Origin of the sequence: Bowmanella denitrificans (genome assembly GCF_002887595.1) — a bacterium.
In the GTDB taxonomy this organism is placed as follows: domain Bacteria; phylum Pseudomonadota; class Gammaproteobacteria; order Enterobacterales; family Alteromonadaceae; genus Bowmanella; species Bowmanella denitrificans.
In genome coordinates this window covers 92,616-114,449 of the sequence record NZ_PEBU01000001.1, presented here as the reverse complement: position 1 = coordinate 114,449, position 21,834 = coordinate 92,616, and the positions used below count along the sequence as shown (strand labels likewise).

The 21,834-nt window shown below is 53.7% G+C and carries 25 protein-coding genes; 6 read left to right on the top strand and 19 right to left on the bottom strand.

Annotated elements, in window-relative coordinates:
- Window positions 1-84: 84 nt before the first annotated feature.
- The 3 genes from gpM to CSR04_RS00545 all read right to left on the bottom strand — a co-directional run bounded on the left by gpM (window position 85) and on the right by CSR04_RS00545 (window position 2,925).
- Complete coding sequence (gpM, locus tag CSR04_RS00555; protein ID WP_102794285.1) at window positions 85-876, bottom strand: phage terminase small subunit; 792 nt, start codon at window positions 874-876, stop codon at window positions 85-87.
- Window positions 877-943: 67 nt separating this feature from the next.
- Entirely contained in the window at window positions 944-1,978 is a 1,035-nt protein-coding gene (locus CSR04_RS00550; protein ID WP_102794284.1) for a phage major capsid protein, P2 family, read from the bottom strand.
- Window positions 1,979-1,989: 11 nt separating this feature from the next.
- Window positions 1,990-2,925, bottom strand: a complete 936-nt coding sequence (locus CSR04_RS00545; RefSeq protein WP_102794283.1) for a GPO family capsid scaffolding protein — start codon at window positions 2,923-2,925, stop codon at window positions 1,990-1,992.
- 147 nt (window positions 2,926-3,072) lie between these two features.
- Here CSR04_RS00545 and CSR04_RS00540 point away from each other — a divergent pair, with 147 nt between their 5' ends.
- From CSR04_RS00540 to CSR04_RS00530, 3 genes are read left to right on the top strand one after another with little or no spacing between them, the layout of a single operon-like run.
- Window positions 3,073-4,857 (top strand): terminase large subunit domain-containing protein, encoded by a 1,785-nt coding sequence (locus tag CSR04_RS00540; RefSeq protein ID WP_245921260.1) that lies wholly within the window; start codon window positions 3,073-3,075, stop codon window positions 4,855-4,857.
- Between the two features lie 8 nt (window positions 4,858-4,865).
- Window positions 4,866-5,882, top strand: a complete 1,017-nt coding sequence (locus CSR04_RS00535; RefSeq protein ID WP_102794282.1) for a phage portal protein — start codon at window positions 4,866-4,868, stop codon at window positions 5,880-5,882.
- A complete protein-coding gene (locus tag CSR04_RS00530; protein ID WP_245921256.1) occupies window positions 5,879-6,244 on the top strand; it encodes an ogr/Delta-like zinc finger family protein in 366 nt (121 codons plus the stop codon). Before CSR04_RS00535 ends, CSR04_RS00530 begins: the two co-directional genes overlap by 4 nt.
- A 276-nt stretch (window positions 6,245-6,520) precedes the next feature.
- Here the strand turns inward: CSR04_RS00530 and CSR04_RS00520 are convergent, their stop codons facing one another.
- The 15 genes from CSR04_RS00520 to CSR04_RS25480 form a co-directional block, all read right to left on the bottom strand.
- Window positions 6,521-7,327: a hypothetical protein gene (locus tag CSR04_RS00520; protein WP_146027075.1), complete on the bottom strand. Its 807-nt coding sequence runs from the start codon at window positions 7,325-7,327 to the stop codon at window positions 6,521-6,523.
- An 11-nt stretch (window positions 7,328-7,338) separates the two neighbouring features.
- Window positions 7,339-7,755, bottom strand: a complete 417-nt coding sequence (locus CSR04_RS00515; RefSeq protein ID WP_146027074.1) for a helix-turn-helix domain-containing protein — start codon at window positions 7,753-7,755, stop codon at window positions 7,339-7,341.
- A gap of 295 nt (window positions 7,756-8,050) precedes the next feature.
- Window positions 8,051-8,776, bottom strand: coding sequence for a DNA adenine methylase (locus CSR04_RS00510; RefSeq protein WP_102794278.1), 726 nt, complete (start codon window positions 8,774-8,776; stop codon window positions 8,051-8,053).
- Between the two features lie 208 nt (window positions 8,777-8,984).
- Window positions 8,985-11,858: a replication endonuclease gene (locus CSR04_RS00500; RefSeq protein ID WP_102794276.1), complete on the bottom strand. Its 2,874-nt coding sequence runs from the start codon at window positions 11,856-11,858 to the stop codon at window positions 8,985-8,987.
- A gap of 19 nt (window positions 11,859-11,877) precedes the next feature.
- A complete protein-coding gene (locus CSR04_RS00495) occupies window positions 11,878-12,117 on the bottom strand; it encodes a hypothetical protein (protein ID WP_102794275.1) in 240 nt (79 codons plus the stop codon).
- Entirely contained in the window at window positions 12,114-13,109 is a 996-nt protein-coding gene (locus CSR04_RS00490; protein ID WP_102794835.1) for a DNA cytosine methyltransferase, read from the bottom strand. Before CSR04_RS00490 ends, CSR04_RS00495 begins: the two co-directional genes overlap by 4 nt.
- A 15-nt stretch (window positions 13,110-13,124) precedes the next feature.
- A complete protein-coding gene (locus tag CSR04_RS00485) occupies window positions 13,125-13,307 on the bottom strand; it encodes a hypothetical protein (protein WP_102794274.1) in 183 nt (60 codons plus the stop codon).
- Entirely contained in the window at window positions 13,304-14,239 is a 936-nt protein-coding gene (locus tag CSR04_RS00480; protein WP_102794273.1) for a hypothetical protein, read from the bottom strand. The genes CSR04_RS00485 and CSR04_RS00480 overlap by 4 nt, the downstream gene beginning before the upstream one ends.
- Before the next feature lie 9 nt (window positions 14,240-14,248).
- The gene (locus CSR04_RS00475) at window positions 14,249-14,689 is read right to left on the bottom strand and encodes a hypothetical protein (protein WP_102794272.1); all 441 of its coding nucleotides are present in this window, start codon (window positions 14,687-14,689) and stop codon (window positions 14,249-14,251) included.
- Window positions 14,690-14,698: 9 nt separating this feature from the next.
- Entirely contained in the window at window positions 14,699-15,529 is an 831-nt protein-coding gene (locus CSR04_RS00470) for a 3'-5' exonuclease (RefSeq protein ID WP_102794271.1), read from the bottom strand.
- Between the two features lie 11 nt (window positions 15,530-15,540).
- Window positions 15,541-16,260: a DNA-methyltransferase gene (locus tag CSR04_RS00465; protein WP_102794270.1), complete on the bottom strand. Its 720-nt coding sequence runs from the start codon at window positions 16,258-16,260 to the stop codon at window positions 15,541-15,543.
- 17 nt (window positions 16,261-16,277) lie between these two features.
- Window positions 16,278-16,832: a hypothetical protein gene (locus tag CSR04_RS00460; RefSeq protein WP_102794269.1), complete on the bottom strand. Its 555-nt coding sequence runs from the start codon at window positions 16,830-16,832 to the stop codon at window positions 16,278-16,280.
- A gap of 74 nt (window positions 16,833-16,906) precedes the next feature.
- A complete protein-coding gene (locus CSR04_RS00455; RefSeq protein ID WP_102794268.1) occupies window positions 16,907-17,194 on the bottom strand; it encodes a helix-turn-helix transcriptional regulator in 288 nt (95 codons plus the stop codon).
- 13 nt (window positions 17,195-17,207) lie between these two features.
- Window positions 17,208-17,708 (bottom strand): phage regulatory CII family protein, encoded by a 501-nt coding sequence (locus CSR04_RS00450; protein ID WP_102794267.1) that lies wholly within the window; start codon window positions 17,706-17,708, stop codon window positions 17,208-17,210.
- A 2-nt stretch (window positions 17,709-17,710) separates the two neighbouring features.
- Entirely contained in the window at window positions 17,711-17,932 is a 222-nt protein-coding gene (locus CSR04_RS25480) for a Cro/CI family transcriptional regulator (RefSeq protein WP_102794266.1), read from the bottom strand.
- 114 nt (window positions 17,933-18,046) lie between these two features.
- Here CSR04_RS25480 and CSR04_RS00440 point away from each other — a divergent pair, with 114 nt between their 5' ends.
- From CSR04_RS00440 to CSR04_RS00430, 3 genes are all read left to right on the top strand, one after another.
- A complete protein-coding gene (locus CSR04_RS00440) occupies window positions 18,047-18,568 on the top strand; it encodes a helix-turn-helix domain-containing protein (protein WP_102794265.1) in 522 nt (173 codons plus the stop codon).
- Between the two features lie 16 nt (window positions 18,569-18,584).
- Entirely contained in the window at window positions 18,585-19,484 is a 900-nt protein-coding gene (locus CSR04_RS24830; protein WP_102794264.1) for a hypothetical protein, read from the top strand.
- 226 nt (window positions 19,485-19,710) lie between these two features.
- Entirely contained in the window at window positions 19,711-20,544 is an 834-nt protein-coding gene (locus CSR04_RS00430; RefSeq protein WP_146027071.1) for a hypothetical protein, read from the top strand.
- On the opposite strand, the gene CSR04_RS00425 is transcribed toward CSR04_RS00430, so the two are convergent.
- A complete protein-coding gene (locus CSR04_RS00425) occupies window positions 20,528-21,766 on the bottom strand; it encodes a tyrosine-type recombinase/integrase (protein WP_102794262.1) in 1,239 nt (412 codons plus the stop codon). The genes CSR04_RS00430 and CSR04_RS00425 overlap by 17 nt on opposite strands.
- Window positions 21,767-21,834 lie beyond the last annotated feature (68 nt).

Below are 21,834 nucleotides of genomic sequence, written 5' to 3'. Positions count from 1 at the left end.
AACTGACAGCAGGCAGGATCCGCAAGCCGGTTAGCGCACGGCTTTGGCTATTGGATCCTGCTGCGTCAGCGGCTGGGAGACACATCATTCGCCCTTGCTCGGTTGCTGCGCCTCGGCCTGTGCGGCCAGTTGCGCGGTAGCGTTTTTCAGTAAGCCTTTCACGCCTGCCTTGTCGTTGGCTTCCAGGGCGGCGTTGGCATAGTCAAAGGCCTGTTGCCAGTTGCTTTCTGCTTCGGCGTTTTTGGCGGCTTCGGCCAACACTTTGCCTTTTACAATGTCGTGTACGTCCCAGCCGCTTTGCACACCGTCAATGGCGAACTGCAGGGCGGGGGCCGGTTGCTTGGCCTTGCGCTGCGCTACTGAGTAGTCGGCCAGGCTGTCGCAGATAAATGTTTCAAAATTGGGGGTGTTGAATCTGGCGGGCAGCTTTTGTTTTTGCTGCATGGCTAAATTGGCGTAGACAAAGGCCATATCAAACTGCTGGCAATCGAACAGCCATACCACAGTTTGGCTTAGCACCTCGTTGGGGTGGTTATGGCCTGACTGGGCGTACTGCTGCAGGTAGTCCAGGTACTGGGGCAGAATGTGGGCCTTGTATTCCAGTTTTTCCTTAATGGTTTTCTGGTTTTTCAGGGTGTTAATGTCGCCCTGCAACGCTGCTTTGACAATGTCGTAGGTTTGCGCACTTTCCTGGCTGGCTTGCTGCTGTTGGCGTGTAGCCTCTTGCTCGGCCAGTTTGTTCAGGCGAAATTTGGCCGCGGGGTTACCGCCCACTTGTTGGTGCTGTTTGCCGTAGTTGGGGGCCGGTATTTTTACCGCTTCCCCGGCAGCCAGTTTGGCTTTTATTTCGGCCTGGCGGCGCTGTGCTATGTTCATTGGTTGTCTCCCAGTGCGTTTTCAAAATCGCCCTCGTAAGGGCGATTCGTGAAACCGTACTGATGGTTTATGGTCCTGTTTGTTCTTCCACGAACTCGACGTTGGCGCCTTCGATGTAGGCGGCTTTTTCGAGTTCTTCGACTACGTAGCCTTCGTTCTGGCTCATGTAGTCTTCGTACCGGTTCTTCTCAGGGTGGTCTTTGATATGCCGGCGCATACTGCCGCTTTGGTAGTACAGGCTGAGGTTGTCAAAGCTGGTGACCAGCAAACCGCGGGCCGGGAAGTAAGGCACGGTGTAGGTAGGCAAACCGCCGTAGGTGTCGATGGTTTGCGCCATTTCGATTTTTTCTTTTTCGCTGGGCAGTTCGCCGTGCTGCGCGTAGCGGCGGCCTTTGTCGCGCATGATCAGTTCGCGGCCAGCAATCACCACCAGGTCGCCCGCGTCGGCATATTCTTCTGGGATCATGGTCAGTGCGGAATACGCCAGGCTGTTAAGGTTTTCAAAGTCGCCACTGGCGCCGAGGATAATTTTGCCCGCGGTGTCGCCTTCGGTGAGTACTTGGGCTGGTGCTTGCTCACGCAGGATCTGCAGCCAGCCTTTGTTTACGTCCTGGCCTAGCGGGTTGGTCTCTGGGTCAGTGGTTAGGGCAATGCTTGTACCATGCCAGCCAATCATAACCTTATTGGTGGCAATGGTGCGCTGTATGTAGCGCTGATAACGCTGCACCAGGTCGGGGAACTTGGCCCAGGTGTCGATCATGATATAGCGAATGGCTGTGTCCATATTGGTTTGGAACAGCTCATAGCCTTTCTGGTCCAGGGCCAGTAATTCACGGGCCACCCTGGCACCTGCACCGCTGGTATCTGTGCGGGTAGTGACCAGGCCGTTAACGCTGCCTAACAGCTTTTCGCCTTTCAGCTCGGTTACCGGCAGTACGTTAACGCGCTGCAAAAAGTCACTGTGCAGGACGACTTTGTCCATCAGTTCCTGGTGCAGGCTGGGTTCTGCGGCGAATTGCTGGGCGACGGATTCCACGCCGTAGGTGGCCGCCATAGCGGTAAGTAGTGCGGCAAATTTATTGCGCGATGCGGTGCTTAACATGTCGGCGGCTCCTACAGAACTTTGTCCATGCCTTCACTACCCGTGGCTGGCGGTGTATCGTCGCCTGCGCCGGTAGTGAGAGCGGTGTTTAACTTTTCGGCCAGGCCATTAACCTGGTCGCTCAATTTGGTGATGGTGTCCTGCATGGCTTTTTTATCCTCTGCAGAAAATGACTCACCGGCAGGGGGTTGCCCACCCTCTGCCGGATTGTCATCACCACTGCCATCGGTTGCCGCTGCATTCACCTTTTGAGACAAGGCTTCAATGGTTTCCCCTTGCTTGGTTACTGCGGCGGTAAGATTTGCAATCGGTTCGCCCAGGGCGTCTTTAAGCGCGCTGGCTAGTTCTTCAGGTTTCATTTCGTCGTCCTGCTTTTGGCTAAATAGGTTGCGGAAGCTGAAAGGTTTTTTCTGTTCGCGCTTTTGGCTGGTCGAAAGTGGCGACAGGTCTGAAAAGTCCAGATTCGCCTTAAAGTTGGGCACCGCGTCTTTAATGCGTGTTTTGCTGTTGAAGTTGGCGCGGGTGGTATAGCAACATGCCGGGTAGTCGGTAGCGGCCAGGCCTACCAGGTAAGCCATGCCAGTGTCCTGAAAGTCGAAATCGACTTCTGCGCTGTAGTAAACGGCCTGCCCTGACTGGTTTAGCAGTACAAAACTGGCGTTAGGGCTTAAGATGGCATACAAGCAAAGTACGCCGTCTTCGTTCTTTTCGGCCCGAACTTCTACCACGTCGCCCAGCATGCCGCCGTTTAGGTCGATGGCATAAATGTTCTTGGCTAACCAGCCGCCCCATTCACCTTCATGATCAAGGTTGATACGTGCGCCGTATTTCCTGGCGTTGTAGGTGTCGGCCATTTGCTGAATATGTTCGTCCTTGATAACACGACCATCTACGGTCATGCCTGCCGAACAAATTGCCTGTGGGGTGGTTCTGAGGTCGCCTGCCATTTACATGATCCTGTGTCCCAATTGCATGGAGAATTGCGCTTTCGTTGGTGCAAAACTAGCGGGGTTTTATGGCGCTGAAAACGGCTTTAATTTTTTGAATTTCCTAGATTTTTGTTTTAGGAGGTAGGCGGAAAAGTAAGGCGGTTTTTGCTGTTTTTGGCGGGCTACTATGGCGGCACGTTGAACGACAATTCCGGCAGCATGGCAGGCTATAGCAGCGAGATACGCGACCAGGCAAAACGCCTGTACCTACAACACTGGGCAATGGACGACATTAAAGAGCACCTTAACCTGCCTAATGTGCGGGTGCTGTACCAGTGGAAGGAAAAGTATTGCTGGGACGACCTGCTAGCCCATGAGTCGCCCAAAATTGCCATAGCCCGCCGCCTGACCAGCCTGGCCGACAAGCCCACCAAAGACGACAACGATTTTAAAGAGATTGAAAAACTCAGCGCGGCGCTGCTGCAGCTTGAGAAAGTGGAAACTGAGCGGTTTAAACGCGAGCGCATGGAGCAGGGCGAAGACGGCCCCGGAAAAAAGAAAAAGAAGCGCAAGAAAAACGATGTTTCTGACATTACCGCCGAAGACCTGGCGCTGGTGCGCAACGACCTGTTTTACGGCTACCAGCAGCGCTGGCACGACAACAAGCACCAGCGCACCCGCTTTATTCTAAAAAGCCGCCAGATTGGCGCGACCTACTATTTTGCCTGGGAAGCCTTCGAAGACGCGGTAACCACGGGCGACAACCAAATATTCCTGTCGGCCAGCCGCGCTCAGGTAATGGTGTTTCGCGCCTACATACTGAGTTTTGCGAACAAGTACTTTGAAGTTGAGCTGAAAGGCAACCCGATCATATTGAGCAACGACGCGCAGTTGCATTTTTTGTCGACCAACGCGCGCACGGCGCAAAGTTACCACGGCCATTTGTATGTGGACGAGGTGTTCTGGATTAACGATTTTGCCAACGTGTGGCATGTGGCCAAGGGTATGGCCAGCCATAAGCGTTGGCGGCGCACGCTGTTTAGCACGCCGTCGAGCAAAAGCCACGACGCGTACACGATGTGGAGCGGCGACAGGTACAACGAAGGGCGCAAAGACGAAGACAAGCAGGAACTGGATACCTCGCACGCTGCGCTGCATGGCGGGCATTTAGCTAAAGATCGCATCTGGCGCGACGTGGTAACGGTGGAAGATGCCGCCAATGACGGCTGCGACCTGTTCGACATTGACGAGCTGAAAGAAGAGAACACGCCCGACGAGTTCGACAACCTGTTTATGTGCGAGTTTGTGGACGACAGCCACAGCGTATTTAAGCTGAAGCAGCTACTGGACTGCGCGACTGACCGGCAGCACTGGAAAGATTTTAAAGAAAACGCCACCCGGCCGTTTACCAACCGGGCGGTGTGGCTGGGGTACGACCCGGCCCGCTCGCGCGACGACGCCACCCTGGCGATTATTGCGCCGCCTGTATTGCCGGGTGAGAAATTCCGCGTATTACAGCGTGTGTATTTGCGCGGCAAAGACCTGCGCCAGCAGTCGGAAGAGATACGCAAGATCAAGGACCGCTACAACGTGCAGCATATTGGCATAGACGTTACCGGCATTGGCTGGGGTGTGTATGACCTGGTGAAAGTGTTTTACCCGCGTGCCTTGGCCCTGCATTACAGCCCTGAGATTAAAACCAAGCTGGTGCTGAAGATGATGGACGTGATCGGCGAGGGGCGTTTTGAGTACGACGCGGGCGACAAAGACATTCCGCAGGCCTTCCTGGCCGTGAAAAAGTTTGTGACCAGCAACGGGCAAATTAGCTACTGCGCGCACCGCAACGCCGAAAGCGGCCATGGCGATGTGTTTTTTGCCATTGCGCATGCCATTTACAAAGAACCGATTAACTACGGCAGGCGCAAAAGTAGCCTGTCGGTTGCAGCATAGGAACCGCCATGAGCAAGCCCCATGTCAAAATTCGCGCCGGCAATGTATTTAGCTTTGGCGACCCTGAGCCGGTGTTAAGCAGCCATTTAACCGACTACCTGGGCATTTTTACCCACAACGGGGAATACTACACACCGCCGGTTAGCCTTTCCGGGCTGGCCAAGTGCAGCCGGGCCAACGCCCACCACGGCAGCGCGCTGTATTTTAAGCGCAATATGGCGGTTAGGTGGTTTAACCCGTCGTCGGTATTATCGGCCCAGGACCTGGGCAAAGCTGCGTATGACTACCACCTGTTTGGGCAAGGCTATTTGCGGGCCCGCAAGCACAAGCTGGGTGGTTTTTTACGTTACGAGCATTTACCGGGCATGTATATGCGCAGGTTGAGTGACGGCACCAACCGCTACGGGTTGTTGCTGGAAGGGGGCAAGCTGCAGAAGTTTGCAGAAGGGGAAGTAGTGCACCTGATGGAATACGACCCGGTGCAGCAAATTTACGGTAGCCCGCAGTACCTGGGCGGGCTGCAAAGCATGCTGCTGAATGAGGACAGCACCCTGTTCCGCCGCCGTTACTACAAGAACGGCGCGCATATGGGCTACATCTTTTTAAATACGGCGGCGGAGCTGAGCGACGAAGACGAGATAACCCTGAAAGATCAGATAACCAAATCAAAAGGGGTGGGTAACTTCCGCTCTATGTTTTTGAGTTTGCCGGGGGCCGACAAAGAGGCGGTTAAAATTATTCCGGTGGGGGATATTTCGACCAAGGACGAGTTTGAGCGGGTGAAGAACATTACCCGTAATGACGTGCTGGCGATGCACCGTATACCGCCAGCACTTGCAGCGGTGATGCCCGACAATATTGCTGGGTTTGGCGATATTGAGAAGATTAGCCGGGTGAATTACGACAACGAAGTGGTGCCGATTCAGCAGGTATTTTTGCAGCTAAATGAGTACTTGCCGAGTGGCAGCCAGATTAGTTTTAAGGAGCCACCCAGCCAGGAACCAAAGCAGGGCGAGGCGGCATGAAAACGCGGTTAAATTGGGTTTTGTTGGGCAGTAGTGCGGCGGGCTGCGCCGATAGATTGCCCCGGATCCCGGCACTGGCTAAGGTTGCGGTGACGCCACCACCACGAGCCGACACCATGCGTATTACCTGCCCCACCTGCAAAGCCAAAGCGGTGATCACCAGCCGCGAGAATAAAACCGATACGGTTGCCGACCTGTATTGTATGTGTACCAACGCTAAGGAATGCGGGCACACCTTTGTTTATACCCTGGGTTACAGCCACACCTTGAACCCGCCACGGGCCAGCACGCTGGACTTGGCGGCACGCCTGATTAACACCCTAACCCCTATTGAGCGGCAACAGTTGCTTGACCTGCATTGATTGCCGCCCGGCAAGTTTTTGCCGCCTACCTGGCTGCAAAGCCTTGCCAATTCGCCTGCCTGTGCCTGGCACGGGCTTTGCCTAGTAAATAACCGGCCTGTGGTTGGCCGGTTTCACAAATGGAGTATTGCTATGATCAACTATGCTGCCGCATTACTGACAGCGTTTGCCCTGACCTTTGCCAGCGTTGGCCCCAGTGTGGCGAGTGAAGACCCGCCCAGCGTGTGGAAGCCGGGTGTACGGGTTTAAGGTAGTAAAAAGGCGGGTTAACCCGCCTTATTTTTTGAACTTGCGTTCCAGATGTTTGAGCATGCGTTCTTTGTCTTGCTCGTTGTGGGCGATGGCGGCGGCGTAGTCGGGTTGTTGGCGTTCGCGCAGCATGCAGTAAGCAAAGGCGGCTAACAGTAATACCGACATTAGGGCCATGGCGACGGCGTACAGATCAAACGGCAGGGTGGCGGCCAGGTAGGCCAAGGGGCTTTGGCTGGCGGCGGCTACCTGGTCCATGGTGCCCATAATGCTGCCGGTGGGTGGTACGTGGTGGGCAATGCCGTAGCCTGCTATGTACAGGGCAAAGGTAAATTCGATGCAAAACATGGCGGTGAGTATGCCAACCAGGTAGCGTTCGGCGCGGGTTTTGCGGTGTTTGGCAATGCTTAGTACGGCCCACTTTTGCTGTATACCCAGCGCCTGGCAAGTGCGGCTGGCCAGGCGAATCACGGCCCAGCGGTGGCGCAACCACAGCAGGTGCACGGCGTAGCACAGGGCAAACATGCTGGTCATGGCGTAGGCGTTGCGCACGTCGGTAAAAATAAACCAATAAGCGGCCAGGTAATACAGGGCAAATTCTAAGGTGGTGCCCGCGCCGAAAATTAGCAACACGTTGCGGTTATTGGCGCCTTTGGCCATGGCGCCGGTGATGATCATCATTAACACCACGCCGCCGGCTACCAGCAGTTGGAACAGTTCCATTTCGTTGGCTGGGCTAAAGCCAATGCCAAACATAAGCTGTTTTACCACAAACGAGGCGGCCGCCAGGGCCATCACTATGGTTATCAGTAGGTGATAAGTTGGGTTTTTCATGCTGGGTAACATTATTTTTTGTCCAGGTGCAGCAGGCGTAAGACTTTTTGCTTCATGCTTTGGGTGATCGACAGGCCGAACTTCACCGCGTCTTTGGTGGCTTTGAGGTCGGCCCATTCGGCGGCGCTGTCGGCTATGGCCTGGTACAGGTGTAGTATGTCTGACGGCACCATGTAGGTGCCGTTTTCGTAGCGCTGCACCCGGCGGCGGCTTAGGCCCGATATGCGGATTACATCGGCCTGGGTTATGCCCGCGTCTTCGCGTATGGCTACCAGTTTGTGGCCATAGCTACGGCGGGTGAGTTTGTCGATTTGGTTTTTCGACAGTTTGTTAAAATCAAGGTGTTCAACGGCCTGGGTAAAGTCGGCCCGGTTTAATTGCAGCAGTGGTTCTATGTCCATCCCCCGGCCGCTTGTATTTATTGTCACGCTACTACCATCCACTCTTTAGCCTCGGTTACAAAACTAGCACAAGGTTAAAGGTGTCGTGTAGGCGACATTTCTGACGCTGTTGTAAAAATATTTTATGGTGGTGTAAAGAAAAGCCCCGAAGGCAAACGGGGCTTACTGCACGGCGCGAAAAGGATATATGACAAGGAATACGCCGCAGTTTCAGTATAGACGGCTTTTGGTACCCTGCTGGCGTTTTTGCCGTGGACTGCCGGTAATGTTGCCAGTGCTGCAGTGATGGTGTTTTTGCCTGTGCTGGCCTGTGCGGGTGGGGTTACCCGCACTGCAGTATTTGTTTTTCCTCTTCTGGCAGGCTTTCGGCTAGTTCCCTGAGTAGTCTGGCCCGTTCTGCGGGCGTCCATTCGAGCAGCTTTTTTTTGTTACGGGTGATGCGGCGGGCTATGTCTATGCGTTTGTCGTTGTTGTCGCCCAGGTAACGGTCGTCGTGCAGGTAGGTGGGCTCGGCAAAGTTGCAGTATAGGTGTTCTTCGCGTACCTGGCCGCTACTGGCCACGCTGGTATGTTCGACCAGGCGCCAGTCTTTTAGGTGTTCGGCGTACAGGGGGTTTGGGTAGGTGCTGATCATGACGTTGCAGTCTAGATCTGTAATGGTGGTTAGCAATGCGCTGTGCTGGGCGTTGGTGAGTTCGTTGGCGTAACGGGCGTTGCTGGTGCGGGTGGTGTGTGGGTAGGGTGGGTCGAGGTAGATTAGGGTTTCGTGGCCCCATAACCCGGCAATGCTGCCGTAACGCAGAAAGTCCAGGGCGTTGCCGTAGTGTAATTCGCACCCAGGGAGTGCGTGCAGATATGCCTGCTGGAATTGCTGCAGGGCTGGCAAAAACAGGTCCATGCCTATGCTGCGTTTGGCGGGGCGCTTGTAGCGCATGACTGAGCCGCCGCCCAGGAACGGTTCGATATACAGATCGTGGACCGGCATTTGGTTAATGATGGTGTGGTAAACACCGGGCTGGCCTTTGCCGCCTAAGTAGCGTTTGGTCATTTGACGGCCCCTTTAACTGGTTGCCATTTTTTGCGGTTTTTGCCTGGCCCTTTTTTGGCGTATCTGGCATATGATGGCCAGAACCAGTTGTTAGGCAGAGAGTTTTCGCGCTGTTCTAACAGTTCGTTAATTGCCTGTAACCTTTGTCTGACTTGGGATTCTTTAAGGCTTAAACAGGCCTTTATGGTTTTCCGCATTAAATCGTTGTTCACGCTACGTCCTCCAGTTCGTCGTAGATATCGTCTTCGTCTGGCCAGTCTTCCATTAGGTCGCGCTGCAGGTAGTAGCGCACCGGCACCAGGTGCAGGCTGCCGTCGGGTTGGGTAACCAGGCGCCAGCCTTCGTTTTTGTTTAATACCAGGTCTTTGCCTTCGCGCAGGCGGGCTATATAGCCGCGCAGCAGGGCTGGGTTTATGCCTTGGGCGAGCAGGAATTCGGCAATGGGCTGGTCAGCAATGGGGATTTTGCTGGTGATTGCGGCCGCCGCTGGCATTTGTGGCGGTGGTGGGAAGGGGGATTGATAGCTGTTACCGGGTGGTTTTGGCTTTTCAGCAGCTGCCGCTGGCATTTGTGGCGGCGCTGGGTAGTTAAATTCTTGCGGGTTTGGTACCGCGCTGGCAGTTTCGCCGGGTGGCTGCGCAGGCCCCGGCGTACAGTTATTGACAGCACTCCGAGGGGCAGCGGCCGCTACGCTTGCCGCAGCCTGAGAGCCAGCCCCAGCGCGCTGCGCTGCGGCTAATACCGGGGCTTCGCCCCTGGCGCGCGGGCTTTCGCCCTTGCGGTGCAGGGACCAGCTTTGGCCGCTGGTAATAATGGCGGCGGTGTGGCTTTGTACGCCGATGGCTTTATGCGGCAGGGCTTCGCCGTAACGGTTGATCACCGGCTCTTGGGGCCTGAGCAGTTGCACGGGGCGGTGGTCGTGGCGTACGAATACGCCGCCCATGGCTTGCATGTATTTGTCCCAGTGGCCGGTGTCGGCCCACATGCGGGCGGCTTCTATGGTTTCGTCGGGGCAGCCTTTGGGGCGCAGGGTGGCCAGGTAGGCCTGTACATGGGCATTGCAGGGGGCAAAGTACTGGGCTTTGGCACGTTCGCGCCGGGCCTGGCTGGTGCTGCTGGTATACACAACAACGTGGCCATTGTGCAGGCTGTACTGCTGGCCGTTTTTGCGTTCCTGCTCGGCGTGTTGGGCGGCGCTTTTGTCGAGCCAGGTGGCTACGTGGGCATTGCACAGGGTGGTGCGGTTGGCGTAAAGCTGTTCGGTTTTAATGGCGGCGCGCCAGGGCGTAGCTTCTTCGCGGTTATATTTGCGCAGTTCGCGCCACACGGTAACCGATGGGTTGCCAACAAACTGAAAGGCCCGAATACCCCAGCACTTGCGCCAGGCGGTAACCCGTTTGGCGGCGTCGCTGGCGCTGTTGCCCAGGTTGTCGCCGTCCAGTTCGGTGCCGTCGGCCTGGTAACCGTCGATATTTTTGGAAATATATTTGGCTATGTAGCCGGTGGCGCTGCCTTTTTTGGGGTCGATGTACACTACATGCACACGGTTACGCTTGGCGCCCGCTTCGTTACCGTCGACCAGCAGGCCGTAGTGCTTAAATACTTCAACAATCTTGGCCTGGTCTTCTGGCCTGCTAAACAGCAGGTAATGGTGGTGCGGGGTTTCGTCTTCGTGCGGTTCGACTACGCGCAGGCCATAGGGTTTAATGCCAAATCGGTCGAGCGCGCTGCGTATCAGTGCCCAAATGTGGTTTAAGTAGGCGTTGGTTTGCCTGGGGGTGGCGCCGTCGTATTTGGGGTTGGCAATGGTACAGCGTTTGCCAAACAGGTTTTTGGTGGCAGTGGGGTGGTAACGGCTGGGCGCGGTTAGGGTGATCATCATACCGCTGTGGCCATTGGCGGTGGCAAATTCTTCATTGCCGCGTATGCGTACCATCAGTTCGTGGCGGCGTATTTTGGGGTTGGCGACTGACTTTTCTATCAGGCTCATTAGCGGCACTTCAACGCCGGTTTCTTCGTTGTAGGCCACCATGTCATTCAGCACTTTGCGGTTTTCGGCTTCGCGCTTTTGGTAGTAGCGGAAAGTGTCGTTGCTGATATAGGGCTGTTTGCCGTTGTGTACTACCCCGGCAGCAATGGCGATTTCTTCAAATTTCTGGCGGTGTACGGTGCGCAGTTTGCGTAGCCACCACTTTTCGCACAGCAGGCGGTTCAGGCCGATTTCGGCGTGCTCCTGGGTGAGGTCTTCAAAGGGTATGGCCTGGTACTTTTCGGTAATACCCATTTGGTTGGGGATGCTGCACAGCACCCGGTAAATGCGCACGGTTAGGGCTTCGTTGCTGTAGTAGTTTTCGCCGGCGCGCATCAGGCGCAGCATAAACTGGTAGGTTAGCCGCACCATGTCAAAGGCGTAGTCGCGTAGCTCGTTGTCGCTGCGCTGCCAGAATTCGTGCAGGTGGCGGGCGTCGGTTTGGTGCTGGCGGTCTGGCTGGCCGTCTTCGGCTTCGCCCTGGGTGCGCAGTACCGGCACGATGTGGGCCACAATTTCTTGTTGGTTTACACAGTCGACCCTTTCCAGCATGCACCACAGGGCGTCTTTGCGTTTTTCGTTAAAGGCTTTGTTCAGGCTGCGCAGTTCGGGGGCGCGGCCGAAGGTTAGGTCGCCCAGTTCGTCTTCCAGCACCATTTCGCTGGGTTTAAAAATCAGCGGGTTCTGGCACAGGCGGGCCAGCTTTTTGCTTAGGTGGCGGTTGTAAATACTGGTTAAAAAGTGGTTGGCGCGGCGGCGGGCCTGGCCCTGGTCTTTTTGTTTGTTGTTGGTGTTAAACAGGTCGCGGTACACGCTGGCCACGGCATTGCCGACGGTGGTGGGCAGCGGGCGTAGTACTTTGGCGCGGTGGTAGCGGTCGGCGTCGTCGCCCAATTTCCATAGGGCTTTTTCGCCCTGGCTGGCAAACAGATCGGGCTTGGCGTAGGTGACTTCGCCTTTTGGGGTTTGCCAACTGGTAAAGCGCGGCCACTGCGCCAGATGTTGGTGCAGGGCCGGGATAAATGGGGTGGGTAGTGGGTGGGTGGTGTGCATGTTAGGCAGTTGGCCGTTGTCAGTTATCCGTGGGCAGCGAACGGCGCTTGCGGGTGTTTACCTGTACCAACTGGCAGCGGCATACAGCCTCTGCCAGGTCGTGGCCGATGTTGTTGCAGGTGGCGCGCAGGCAGTCGCCCAGGTTTTGCCATTCTTCTGGCCCGCAGGCTTCCAGATCTTCGGCTATGGCGCGCAGGCGGGCTGCCATGTCGTTTAGGTGTTGTTGGGTTACTGGTTGGGTTAGGGTTGGGTTGGTCATGCTGCTTGCTCCTGCATTGCTAGCATGAAAGCGCTTATGAACTCTGCGGCCGCTTCGGCATTGATTGCATTGCCGTAACCGCGCAGGCGTCCCACTCTGGCGGGATCCCCATCAACCAACGGGAATGTGCCGGGTTCAACTGGCCGCCACTTGCCATCCTTGCAGAAGAGCCAGTCAGCATCTGCCCAGAGACCGTTAGTCTGGCGGGTTGCGAAATCCCCTTTATCAAGTCCAATGCATTCATTCCCCGTTTGCCGTCCGGCACCCTTTGTCCACTTTTTCCTTCTGCTGCTTTCGGTGACGGCCAACCCGCAAAGTGCACCATTTGTTTTAGTGCTAACCCGCCGGTAATTGTTTTGCCTATTTGGCCCCCGGTGCCGTCCTGCGCTCGACATGTCGGCCAACCCGCTAAAAATACTGCATCCTCTAATCGGCTCTTGTTGTTGAATGCCCTGTTTGGATTCCCCGTTGTGTGTCCGGAATGACAACTCCTTGGTGTAGGCCAACCAGAGTCTTTGCCGGATGTGCGGCGCACCGACGCCCGCAGCGCATAGATCGATCGCCCCGCCGGCGTAACCCTTGTTTTCCATGTCAGTTTGTACAAGGTCGAGCCAAGTAAGGCCGTCCTTGCTTGCAACTTGTTCACCAATAACGACATGAGGCTGGCACTGGTTGACAAGATGGAACCACGCTGGCCACAGGTGCCGCTCGTCAGCAAACCCTGCGCCTTTGCCTGCCGTGCTGAAAGGTTGGCAGGGGCATGATCCTGTCCAGACTGGTTTGTCATCTGGCCAGCCTGCTCTACGCAGTGCATATGACCAGACGCCGACGCCGGCGAAGAAATGACATTGGGTGAACCCTTTGAGGTCATTTGGTGTGACATCTTCAATGCTTCTTTCATCAACTACCCCTTGTGCTATGTGGCCTTCTTGGATAAGTACGCGCAACCAACTGGCTGCTTTTGGGTCAATTTCGTTGTAGTAGGCGGTCATGGTTTTGGCTCCCACTTATTTACGCGGCCATTTGCGCTTATGGCTGGCCCATTTTTTGTTTTTAAATTCGTGGTCTTCGGCGGTGGTTAGGTGTTCGCGCACCAGGGCCTGCAGGTGCGTGGGTACGTCCTGCAGGGTGGCGGTGTTGTCGCGAATTTTTGCCGCCCATTGGCGGGGCCAAAGACCGGTGTGGTTCATGCGTTGGCTGCCTTTGGTTGAGCTGTGTTGGCTTTCAACCCCGCAATAAAGCCGCTAAGGGCTTGTTTGACGGGCGGCACCCCCAAGGCTTTGGCAAGTTCCAGCACCAGTTCCTGCGCTTCAATGGCGCTTTGGGCGGTAATGCCGTGGCTGCTGAGCATGGCCCATTCGTTTATTTCGTCACGGGTGAGCCAGACCAGGTTGTCTTTCAGGTCTTTTCCGGCCAGGTCGCTGTTGATGTGCAGGAGCTTTTCAAACAGGGCGATAACGGGGCGCGGGCCTTCATAATCCGGTGCTTCAATGCCTAGCGCTTCGTGGATGCGGTGCAGGGTGTTGCGGTGGGTGCGGGCTTCCTGGGCTTGGGCCTGGGCTTGCTGTTTCAGATTGTCGCATTTGCGTTGTAGGTAGCTAAAGTTTTCGGCAGATGGAATGCTGTATAGGTTTTGCAGCGACCTGATAGCATTCAGCCCATTGCGGCGGCTTTTCATGGCAACCGCTACTGCGGTTTGGTCTGGCTGACTGGCAAAGTCGCAGCAATATTCTTTTTCGAATTGTTCCGGTGTCATGCTGGCTATGCGTGGGTCCAGGTGAAGTACTGGCCAGTAATTAATGGGGGCACCTTCTTCGGCGCGTATTTTGTCGGCCAGGTTTGTAGCGCTCACAACGTTCTGTTGGGCTTGTTCAGCTAAGCTTCTGGTTGGCTTTTCGCCCTGGTACTGAATGGTGTTTGGCGTGCCTTGTTCCAGTTGGATCAGGGCTTTTTGTATCAGGGCGTTTAGGTCGATCAGGCCGCAGTGGTCGGCAATGCAACTGCAGGTGTGCAGCACTTCCTGGGCGGTAATTTGTGTAAGGCCTGTATGGCGGCGTTTGGCCAGGCTGAGCGCTTCGTTGCATTGGCTGACCAGGGCTTGGGTGACAGTGGCGTTGTTCATGGTGGTTCCTTATTTGAGTGCTCTTAGCATTTCTGAAACTGATGTAACGATGTGGGTTGCCATCAGTGCCATTAGCTCGGGTTCTTCGCCGTCGCGGGTGAAGATGATGCAGCGCTTGCCCATGCCACAGAACCAGCCCGCTTCTAGGTGAGCTGAGCGGCCACATGGCAGTAATAACACGCAGGTGTCTGCCCACTGCATGGCGCGCATGTCTCTTTGAAAGCCGAGCGCTGCTATTGGGTGGTTTAATAGCAACTCTCTGTACCTCTCTGCAGACCAGTTTTGCCAATCAGGATCTATGTCACTCCATGCAAAGCCGTTACTGTCCGGTGTTGGGTTTTTAAAGTCGTAAACCTCGTGACCTGCCGCGCGCAAGACGTGTAGTACTTCCTGTTGGTCTTCGTTTCTCCAGCTTGATGCCAGATAAATTCTTCTTTTTTGGTTGTTCATGTTGGTTCCTTAATAGGTAAGGGCTTTTTGGCCCAGAAGACGTTCGTAAACGGCTTGTACGGCCAGGTGCCAGTGGGGGGCCATAAAGCACTGGCCGCTGTAGATCACGTTGCAGTCTTGCTTTGTGCCTGTGGTGCTTTTTCTGATGGTGAGTTCCAGTGTGTAGCCTCTGTCGGGTAGCAGGGCGTCAAGCAGGCTGTGGGCGCTGTAGGTGTCGTGGATGTTGGCGATGGCCTGGCGGGCTTCTTGCTCTGTTGGCTTCCATTGCCAGGCTGCCATGTGTTCGATTAGGTGCTTGGTCATCAGGCAGTCGGCGTAGGCGCGGTGGGCGGTTAGCCCTTCGGGCATAGCAAAGCCGGTAAGTTCGGCGGCGTGGCTGAGCTTTTGCCATTTGTACTGGCCGTTTTCTTTTGTTTCGCCGTGGAACATGGCAAAGGCGCGCATGGCACAAAACACATTGGCGCCTTTAAAGGGGTTGCCGCCGCTTTGTTCCATTAGCTGCTGGTCGTAGTCGCTGCTGTAGATAACCAGGTTGGGTATGTTTTCCTTAGCTTTGGTTAGCCCGTACAGGTTGGTCAGTTCGGTTCCTACCTGGATCCAGTCTGGTTCGCTTTTTACGGCCTCGTCGGTAATGCCGTGTACGTTGGTGGCGTCTGGCGGAATCGGTATGCCTGGGTTGACCAGGCTGCTGTAGTGGCTGTTGTCGGGGGCGATAACGGCCACTTCTACAATGCGGCCGTTTTCATCCAGCCCGGTGGTTTCGGTGTCGAGGGTATAAAACCCTTCGTGTTGCAGGCGGCGGCATTCGCTGGCTATGTAGATTTTGTCAAATACGTTCATGGCGGTGGTCCTTAACAGTGGTTTAGGGCAATGCCCTGGGTGTCGGCCTGGCTGGCCAGAAATTGGTGCGCGGCGGGCGCTATGTCGGTGCCGATGGCGTGGCGGCCAAGGCGGGCGGCGGCTAACAAGCCGTTGCCGCTGCCAAAGAACAGGTCGGCTACTACTTCACCCGGGGCGCTGGATTGTTCGATTAGGTCTTCGTACAGGCCGGGGGGCTTTTCGGTTGGGTAGCCTTTGTGTATGCGTTTGTGCTGTAGCACGTCGGGCATGCTTAGGTCGTGCAGGCGGCGCTTGCCTTTTTCCAGAAACATGACCCATTCGGTTTGGTTGCGGTAGTGGTAGCCCATACCAATGCTGAGCTTGTCCCAAGTGATGAATTTCCAGAATTTAAAGCCGGCTTGTTCGGCGATGGGTTTGATTAATAAGCCGGTTTCCTGGTCGCACATCACGTACATGTGGCTGTTTTTTTCCAGCACCCGGTAGGCTTCGATAAACAGATCTAAGTACCTGTCGTTGGGAAAGGTGGGAAACCAGGTGTTGCTGCTGGCGTCGCTTTGTTTTAAGCGGGTGGTGGTGCCTATGGCGCGGTGTTTTTCCAGGCTTTCGTAGGCAGGATCCGTAACAATCAGGTTTACCGATTGGTTGGGCTGCATGCGTAGCCAGTCTACGGCGTCTTGCTGCCATACGTTGATGGCGGGCGCAGCTTGGGCTATGTGGGCGGTGTTTGGCATGTGGTTATCCTTGGTGGTTATTGGCTGGCTTCGGCCTGCATGGCTTGTTTAAATTCGGCGCGCTCGGCCTCTTCGGCTTGTGCCAGTTCGGCCTGGCGCTGCCTGGCGGCTTCGGCCCTGGCGGCTTTGGCCTGGGCAATCAGTTGCATTTCTTCGTCGCTGGCGGGGGTTAGGCCTTTTAACTCGCCTATGTTCCAGGCGGCTGGCTTCCAAAAACCGGCTTTGCGCAAGCGTTCTACCAGTTCCAGGTAGGCGCGCAGGTTGATGTAAATCTGTTGGCGCTGGGCGCCGGTGAGCTGGTCGAAGGGTTTGGCCAGGTCGGCTTTGTCGATATAGGCGGCGTAAAACAGGGCGTTGCGCAGGCGTTTGGGCAGGGCGTCGAGAATGGCGCCAAGCTTGTGTTCGCGGCCTTCGCGCAGCATGGCTTGCAGGGCTTCAATATGTTCTGCCGGGCTGCGGTGCGGGGCGTGGTTGGCGGCTTGCTGGTTGCGTATATCCAGCTTATGCCAGGCGCTATGTTCGCTGGGGCGGTGGGCTGGAAGGTATTCGCCAGCCAGGGCTGTGTTTTTCATGGTGGTGTTCCTTAAAAAGGGCGGGCTGGGCCCGGTAAACCGCAGCCCGCCAAGGCTCTGCCAGCTAGACTCCGTTAGGCTTTACGCCGGGCTTGTGTGTGTTCGTTTTGTAACTGTTGGCCGTAGCGTTGGTGCCAGCCGATGGCCCCGGTTTTGTGCCATTCGGTTAGCTCTGACTGCCAAAAGCCCACGCGCCCTGGGGTAATGAAGTGCTTAGGCGGAAAGCGAAAATCGGCAATCATCAAATCAATGGTTTTGCGGCTAATGCCCAGTTGCAGGCAGGCTTCTTTCATTGTGACGTGGCGGTCATCGTCGGCAATGGGCTGGCCGCAGGCGTTCAGTACGGGGGCAAGTGGTTGCATGGTGGTGGCTCCTTTACTTGTTGTTCTGTACGGGCAGTTTTCTAACCTGGCTGCCTATGCTTTCGTCTAGTTCCAGCACGGTACGCACCGCATTTAAGGCGGCGGCGCGTATGGCCTGGCGTTCTTTGGCGTCGATTACGCCATCAGCACGGGCGTTGCGAATTTCGGTATGCAGGCAGCCGATCACTTCGCTTACCAGTAGCAGTTGGTCGGCTAACTCTTCCTCGCAAATGCAATCGGTTGGCAGGCTCACCAGGGCTTTGCCGCGCTTGGCGGCCCAGGCGGCCAGTTGCCTGTCGTCGTTCAGTGCTACCGACAGGGCTACGGCTTCAATCAGGGTTTGCACGTTGCGTTCTGACTCGGGGTTTAGCTTGTTGCGCACAATGGTTTCGCTGCTGCATACCATGATTTCTTTAAGGTCGTTGGTGTCGTAGTCCTGCAGCAGGCTGTACCCAGCCATCACCGGGTCTTCACATGCGTTTCGGCGTTTTATGTATGGTGTTTTGTTAGGCATGGTTAGCTAACCTTACTTACATGGAGTTGGTGACAAGGACGTTTTTGTAATGCTGGTTGCTTGGGTTCGCGCTTTAGGGCGCCTTGGGTTATCAATTCGATTTCCGCTTGGCGCCCGTAGGGTGGGTATTCGCCCCACTGGCAGACTGCTGGGTGTGCGATGTCTAGGACTCTAGCTGTTGCGTTTACACCGCCAAAGTATTCAATAACGTCTTTCGTCTTCATTTTGTTAACCAAGGTAAGAAAGGTTAACTTAGTATCAGATCGAAAAACTTACCTTGTCAACCAAATAGGTAAGTTTTCTTTTATTTTCTTACTTCGCCCCGTAAGCTTACTTACATGACTACAGGCGATATCATCCGCAAGATCCGCAAGACACTAAGGCTCACGCAGGCACAGTTTGGGGCAGGCATTGATGTGTCGCGCCCGTCAGTTACCCAATGGGAAAATGACGACCACAAACCGAAAGCCGATAAGATTTGGGCAATTTGTGAAGCGTGGCCGCAGTTGCCTGCCAGCCTTATGGAACAGTTGGTTCAAAGCGTTTATGAAAATAAGCGTGTCCCGCTTGAGTTGCGCCCGTTCTTACCTAACACGCCTGACCACAATGCCGTGGCTGAGCCAAAGCAGCATTTCAAAGTGTTGCCTAATGCTCCTTTAGATGCAGATGTAAGCCGCGAACAAGAGATGCATTTTCTGATGGCTGTGCAGTCAGCCATTTACGAATTGGCTATGGCTAAAGATATAAATATTAATGCCACCAATGCGGCGGAAACCGGCGCTAAACTGGCCTTTCGAAAGTTCTTTGGCAGCTTGCCAAAGGAGTTAAGCGATGCTGAATCTGAAAAAACAACAGGGTAATTTATAAGGACTTTACATGGATGACTTTGTTTTAGTTTCAGGCATTCAGGTTGAATTTGATTACAAGAATGCAAGTGGCGAGGTATTGCGCCGAACAGTTGACATAGAGCAAATTGATATTGATGAACACTATGACAACCAAGGAAATGAAGTTCATGGCTTAGCTGGCGGAATAACTGGTTTTTGTCATGTTAGAAGTGAAGAGCGTTCTTTTTCGTTAGACTCGATAAGGTCTGACATTCTTGTTTTGCATTCTGGTAATAGTATTCCATTGGCGCTACTGACCAGTGGAAAGTTAAAAGCTGTCGACTTGCTTGATTTGTTGAAACACCCTTCTGATAGAAAAAACAAAATTAAAGCAAAACCCTTATCAGCACAAAAGTATCAGCACGTAGAACCCAACTCATCTGTTACCAATTCTGACAACAAAGGTAAGCTAGGTTGTTTGATATTAATTTTGCTGTGTATAGCTGTCGGCTATTTAATGACACCAGACCGAATTGAAACAACTACTGATTCAATACAGACTATTCCTGTAGAAAATACCGAAGTTAACAGTGTTTCCGCTCCAACCGTTGATGATATATGGGCTGAGTTTAAGAAGTTGCAGCGGCGTGGAACTGGGCACACCATTAATAATCTTGCTGCAACTACCTTGTATTTTGGTTCTGATTCTAGATTTCTAGAATTCACTTTTGCTACCGAAAAACAGCCGGAACCATTTGAAGTTTATTTAGCTAATGATAGGCGAGACCCAAATTTCAACGTTTCGTTGAATTGGGATGGCGAAACCTATGTTCTCAGCAGTAAGCATGAGACTCACTTTATGTTTACGCTTGATGAAAATGGGGCAAACATGGCAGGTAAACTCGTAACTATTGGCGCAGATGGCCGCCCTGTTTTCGTGGAATTTTGATTGAATGATACTGCTCTATCAATCGCAGCATTCAACCTGTCGATACGTTCCACACCCGGCGGCATATCGGCGGCGCTGGCCAGTTCCAGCACTATGGCGCGGGCTTGGTACAAACTAATATCTGTTGTGCCTTCCATGGTAATTCCAGGTAGTAAGACGATGGTTTCATATTAGCCCACCGCACAGGCTTTGAAAGGCGGCAAGAGTGGCGCTTTGGGGGATTTTTATGGGTGATGAACAAAAATTGGATGCAGAAGAATTGGCACAATCTCAGGAAGAAAAGGAATTTCTTTCATACACCAGTAAAATAAAATCACGTATTCTCATAGGCCTTACTGTTGCTGCGGCTATTTATGTTGTTAGCATTTTTTTAACCCAGTCTTTTTATTCAGGCGACAGCGGCGACCTTGGCACGTTTGGCGACTTTGTTGGCGGCGTTTTTAATCCCTTCTTAAGCTTCTTGACTGTTTTACTTTTGGTGTATTCCATCAAGTTCCAGCTTTATGAGTTGCGACAAACTAGACTTGAAGTTAAACAAGCAACTAGTGAGCATAAGAGGTCAGCAACTGCAAATGAGTATCTTAGCAATCTTCAGGAATTTACACTTCTAGTGAACACGGTTGAAAAGGAAATTAGCAGCTTTGAATATGAAGTATACAATCTTAAGTTTGTTAACTTTCCAGAAGTTGACGATAAAAATAACCCAGTACTATCTGGCCCTGTACCACACTCGCGTTTGCGAGCCCGCTTGCAGGAGTTGGCATATTCTAATCATGCTACACGTTACCACTGGACTTTAGTTGGTGAGTATAATATTGATATATACGCATCTAGCTTAAAGTTAAGGTTTAAATTTCTCCAAAGTCTTGTAAACCAGTTTCATGCTTTAGATAGCAAGTTCAATTCTAGCAATGATGAAAGTAAGTTTTTTGGATTTGAGTATTATTCTTTGTATTCTAGTAAGCTTGATAGCGTTGAAAGATGTTTTAAGATTTGGGAAGTTATGTTAATGAAGCACAATGAACATAAATTCATCGGTTTCTTTAATATGAATAGATAATTTCAACTAGATACTTGTGCCAAATATCCATTGCTTGCTGTTTTTCCTGCAAATAGTCATACCTATCATAATGCACTGTGGCCACATCACTTTTAAAGTGCTGTTGCAGCATATCGCGATGATCACGATTTACCCCAGCTTTTGACATATGGGTTTTGCAAGTGCGGCGAATATCGCGTGGGGTAAACCGGGTTATGTTGGGGTGTTTGGCCAGCCAGGCGTTGCATTCGTTAAGTAGTGACCGCAGGGGAACCGGCTTTTTACCGTTGCGGGCGCTGGGGAATAGCAAACCGTTGGCGCTGCGGTGGTGCATGCAGGTGCGTAGTTCTTGTATGGCCAGTTCGCTGAGTGGCACAACGTGTGAACCGCGCGCCTGAATTTTTACCCGTTCAACCGGGATTTCAAACAGGCTGGCTTTGGTGTCGAATTCATCGGCATTGGCGGCGATAACTTCGCTAATACGCTGGCCTGCCAGGGCTAAATTTAGCCTAATGTAGCGGTGCAGGGTGGGGTGCATGTCTGTGGCATGCCAGATAGCACGTATTTCCTGTTCACTTAGATAGCGCTGGCCTGGGGTTTTGCTGTGTTCCAGGTCAATATCTCGTATAGGGTTGTGGGCAATGCCATAGGTTTTTGGCTGGCCAAACCGTTCCGGGCCGTTGTCGTAGTTGATACCGTACTGAAACATAACCGACAGGGCCGACTTTAAGCCCAGGGCGGCGTCTTTGGCGCCACGATTCCACACTTTGTAAATGATTTCGCGGGCCATATCTGCGGTGTAGGCGTTGGCAGGCATGTGCAGATCAACCTGCTTTTCAAAGCCGGTTTGCAGAAACCCGGCCACGGTGTTGTAGCTGTTCAGCTTACGCTTGCCTTTGTACCAGGTCAGAAAGTTTTGATATAGCTCGCCCAGGCTGGCCAGGCCTTCCAGTTTTGGCTGCTCTGGTGCTTTGGGGTCAATGCTTTGCTTAACCAGGCCCGCCAGTTCGGCAAATTCTATTCTGGCTTCGCGCAGGGTGTAGTCACCAGGTGCATTGCCATAACGTCCAAACTCAAAACGCTTGCGCGCTTTGTTGTGGAAGTACTGAATCTGGAATTTTTTGGCCCCTGTGGGGTAGACGTTAACCTGCAATCGGCTTTCGCCACGCTCGCCGGTTGATTCTGTAACAGTGTACTTTTTATCTTTCGGCTGCAGGCCCTTTAGGTATTTATCCGTAAACACAAACTGCCCCCACTACTGACACTATTAAGGGTTTATGGTGTCAGTAACGGCGATACTTACCGCACTTT

Excerpts from the sequence above, each read along its gene's own strand:
- gpM (WP_102794285.1), bottom strand. The coding sequence starts at position 876 with ATGAACATAGCACAGCGCCGCCAGGCCGAAATAAAAGCCAAACTGGCT.
- CSR04_RS00550 (WP_102794284.1), bottom strand. The coding sequence starts at position 1,978 with ATGTTAAGCACCGCATCGCGCAATAAATTTGCCGCACTACTTACCGCT.
- CSR04_RS00545 (WP_102794283.1), bottom strand. The coding sequence starts at position 2,925 with ATGGCAGGCGACCTCAGAACCACCCCACAGGCAATTTGTTCGGCAGGC.
- CSR04_RS00535 (WP_102794282.1), top strand. The coding sequence starts at position 4,866 with ATGAGCAAGCCCCATGTCAAAATTCGCGCCGGCAATGTATTTAGCTTT.
- CSR04_RS00530 (WP_245921256.1), top strand. The coding sequence starts at position 5,879 with ATGAAAACGCGGTTAAATTGGGTTTTGTTGGGCAGTAGTGCGGCGGGC.
- CSR04_RS00520 (WP_146027075.1), bottom strand. The coding sequence starts at position 7,327 with ATGAAAAACCCAACTTATCACCTACTGATAACCATAGTGATGGCCCTG.
- CSR04_RS00510 (WP_102794278.1), bottom strand. The coding sequence starts at position 8,776 with ATGACCAAACGCTACTTAGGCGGCAAAGGCCAGCCCGGTGTTTACCAC.
- CSR04_RS00500 (WP_102794276.1), bottom strand. The coding sequence starts at position 11,858 with ATGCACACCACCCACCCACTACCCACCCCATTTATCCCGGCCCTGCAC.
- CSR04_RS00495 (WP_102794275.1), bottom strand. The coding sequence starts at position 12,117 with ATGACCAACCCAACCCTAACCCAACCAGTAACCCAACAACACCTAAAC.
- CSR04_RS00490 (WP_102794835.1), bottom strand. The coding sequence starts at position 13,109 with ATGACCGCCTACTACAACGAAATTGACCCAAAAGCAGCCAGTTGGTTG.
- CSR04_RS00485 (WP_102794274.1), bottom strand. The coding sequence starts at position 13,307 with ATGAACCACACCGGTCTTTGGCCCCGCCAATGGGCGGCAAAAATTCGC.
- CSR04_RS00480 (WP_102794273.1), bottom strand. The coding sequence starts at position 14,239 with ATGAACAACGCCACTGTCACCCAAGCCCTGGTCAGCCAATGCAACGAA.
- CSR04_RS00475 (WP_102794272.1), bottom strand. The coding sequence starts at position 14,689 with ATGAACAACCAAAAAAGAAGAATTTATCTGGCATCAAGCTGGAGAAAC.
- CSR04_RS00470 (WP_102794271.1), bottom strand. The coding sequence starts at position 15,529 with ATGAACGTATTTGACAAAATCTACATAGCCAGCGAATGCCGCCGCCTG.
- CSR04_RS00465 (WP_102794270.1), bottom strand. The coding sequence starts at position 16,260 with ATGCCAAACACCGCCCACATAGCCCAAGCTGCGCCCGCCATCAACGTA.
- CSR04_RS00460 (WP_102794269.1), bottom strand. The coding sequence starts at position 16,832 with ATGAAAAACACAGCCCTGGCTGGCGAATACCTTCCAGCCCACCGCCCC.
- CSR04_RS00455 (WP_102794268.1), bottom strand. The coding sequence starts at position 17,194 with ATGCAACCACTTGCCCCCGTACTGAACGCCTGCGGCCAGCCCATTGCC.
- CSR04_RS00450 (WP_102794267.1), bottom strand. The coding sequence starts at position 17,708 with ATGCCTAACAAAACACCATACATAAAACGCCGAAACGCATGTGAAGAC.
- CSR04_RS25480 (WP_102794266.1), bottom strand. The coding sequence starts at position 17,932 with ATGAAGACGAAAGACGTTATTGAATACTTTGGCGGTGTAAACGCAACA.
- CSR04_RS00440 (WP_102794265.1), top strand. The coding sequence starts at position 18,047 with ATGACTACAGGCGATATCATCCGCAAGATCCGCAAGACACTAAGGCTC.
- CSR04_RS24830 (WP_102794264.1), top strand. The coding sequence starts at position 18,585 with ATGGATGACTTTGTTTTAGTTTCAGGCATTCAGGTTGAATTTGATTAC.
- CSR04_RS00430 (WP_146027071.1), top strand. The coding sequence starts at position 19,711 with ATGGGTGATGAACAAAAATTGGATGCAGAAGAATTGGCACAATCTCAG.